1 protein-coding gene and 1 pseudogene are annotated in these 2,212 nt (G+C 68.9%); both read left to right on the top strand.

Annotated features, from left to right (window positions below; translation table 11 throughout):
• The first annotated feature begins 400 nt into the window (after positions 1-400).
• Positions 401-1,387 (top strand): NAD-dependent epimerase/dehydratase family protein, encoded by a 987-nt coding sequence (locus tag FCI23_RS55295; protein ID WP_136731706.1) that lies wholly within the window; start codon positions 401-403, stop codon positions 1,385-1,387.
• Between the two features lie 683 nt (positions 1,388-2,070).
• Positions 2,071-2,212, top strand: a pseudogene (locus FCI23_RS64565) (IS256 family transposase); the annotation flags it as partial.

The following is a 2,212-nucleotide window of genomic DNA, read 5'->3' as shown; positions in this document are numbered from 1 at the left end:
TCTGTCGAACCCGGCGCCCCCACCTCCGGGATTGTCGGCCGCAGGCTCGCCGCCCTCGACGCCGAGATCGACCGGCTGGCCAGACTGCGCGAGAGCCTCGCGCGGCGTGCGTCCGGAGACGACTGACCCCGACCGCTTCAGCCTCTTGCCACCCGATTGGAGCCACTGGCAGAGGCACGCCGCCGTTTGGTGACAACAAGCCTGCCTGTGTGACGACTATCGTGCTTCGGCACAACCGGCTGTGACTGAGCGCTTCAGGTGGCCAGTTGCGCATCACGGTTGGCCACAGCGTCTGACGGATGTAATCGGTCGGGGAGGCCGCTCCGGGGGCTCGTCGCGGATTGCTACGCCTTCGGCGAAGCAGGGCCTCGCAGGCTCACAGACCGTGTTGAGTGAGCTGATGGATATCTTGCTATTGGGTGGGACGGCGTGGGTGGGCCGCGAGATTTCGCGGCAGGCACTGGAACGCGGGCATCGGGTGACCTGCCTGGCCCGCGGGGAAAGTGGCGAAGTGGCCAAGGGCGCGGCACTGGTCGCTGCGGACAGGCGCGATCCGTCGGCGTACGAAAGCGTGGCGGGCCGGGATTGGGACGCCGTGGTCGAGGTGTCGTGGCAGCCGGGCTTCGTCCGCGGGGCGCTGGCAGTCCTCGGTGAGCGGACGGGCCATTGGTCGTACGTGTCCTCGGTCAGCGCGTATGCCTCGCATGCGCAGCCAGACGCGGACGAGTCGGCGGAACTGCTCCCGGCGACCGATCGGGACGAGGCCGACCGTGAGGAGTACGGGGAGGCCAAGGTGGCCTGTGAGGAGGCCGCGGCGGCCGCGGTGGGCGACCGGCTCCTCATCGCGCGGGCCGGACTGATCGGCGGTCCCGGTGACCATAGCGGCCGCACCGGGTACTGGGTCGGTCGCGCGGCGCGCGAGCCGCTGGCGCCGCTGCTGGTGCCCGCTTCGCCCGGCATTGCGACGCAGGCGGTTGACGTGCGGGACCTCGCGGCGTGGCTGCTCGACGGTGCGGAGAAGGGGACGACCGGAACGTACGACGCGGTGGGCCCGATCGTGCCCTTCGGCGAGTGGGTCGCACTGTCGCGGGAGGTCGGAGGGCACACCGGGCCTGTGGTGGAGGCCGGCGCCGACTGGCTGCTCGGGCAGAAGGTGGGTCAGTTCATGGGCCCGGAATCGCTCGCGATGTGGATGGCCGACCCGGACTGGGCCGGCTTCAGCGCCCGCAGCGGCGCTGCGGCCGGCGCTGCCGGCCTACGGCATCGGCCCCGAGTGGAGCTGCTGGCGGACACCCTGCGCTGGGAGCGGGAGCAGGGTCTGGACCGACCCCGCCGGGCCGGCCTCAGCAGCGAGCGCGAGCGCGAACTGCTGGAAGCGTTGGGGTAAGGCGGCCCGGGGATATGCGCGAAACCGTAACGGGGTGACCAATGCCTGAGTGCCACGCCGTATCCGCGGCCTCACGTGAGTCTCATCAGTCACGAATGGATCATACGCGTCACACCTCAGCCAGCACGGAGGCCCCTATCTCGGTAAGAGGCCTCGTCCACGGCGCCCTTCTCACCCTGAGTAGCAACTCATCGACATCGCCAACCCGCTCACGGCGGTGCGGTCATATCCGACCGACAAACGCAGCCGGTTCCCACCTACGGAGCCAGCCGCTTACAGCACGGAAGTACAGCAACACCGCCGTACAACGCCTGTCGGGACCACACATCACCACACGTCCGATCAGGGCAGGCCAGCCCTGCCCTGCCCTGCCCTGCCGGTAGTTCGCATCGAGGGGTTCACCGTGCCCCTCGCGTGCCCGATCGACCGGGAAGCCACGGGGAATCGCGGTCACTCACGGAGCGCGAGTTCTCACGAGGAGAACGATGCCGCGACCAGGCGGCCGTGGACAGCCACACACCAGTGAGCTGCGCCGTGTTGTAGGTGTAGGCGCCAACCGGCCACTCAAGGGGAAACGCACCCGACGCAGGATCAACGCCTGCCGGACCCTGGTCGACGTCGGAGTGTAAAACTAACGGCGGATCTGCCGATCAAGGAAGAGACGCCAAGTGACTGTGCAGAGTGTGGAGTTGAAGTCGATCGAGGCCGCTGGTCCGGCGGTGTCCGGAGGGGTGCCGGATGACCAGCTGATCTCGATGTTGGTGGACCGGGCCAGGTCGGAGGGCCTGCAGCTGACTGGGGAGGGCGGGCTGCTGCAGCAGCTGA

Origin of the sequence: Actinacidiphila oryziradicis (genome assembly GCF_005047355.1) — a bacterium.
GTDB classification, from domain to species: domain Bacteria; phylum Actinomycetota; class Actinomycetes; order Streptomycetales; family Streptomycetaceae; genus Actinacidiphila; species Actinacidiphila oryziradicis.
This window is presented reverse-complemented; position numbering and strand designations above follow the sequence as displayed.

Coding starts and splice junctions, on each gene's coding strand:
- FCI23_RS55295 (WP_136731706.1), top strand. CDS start 401: ATGGATATCTTGCTATTGGGTGGGACGGCGTGGGTGGGCCGCGAGATT.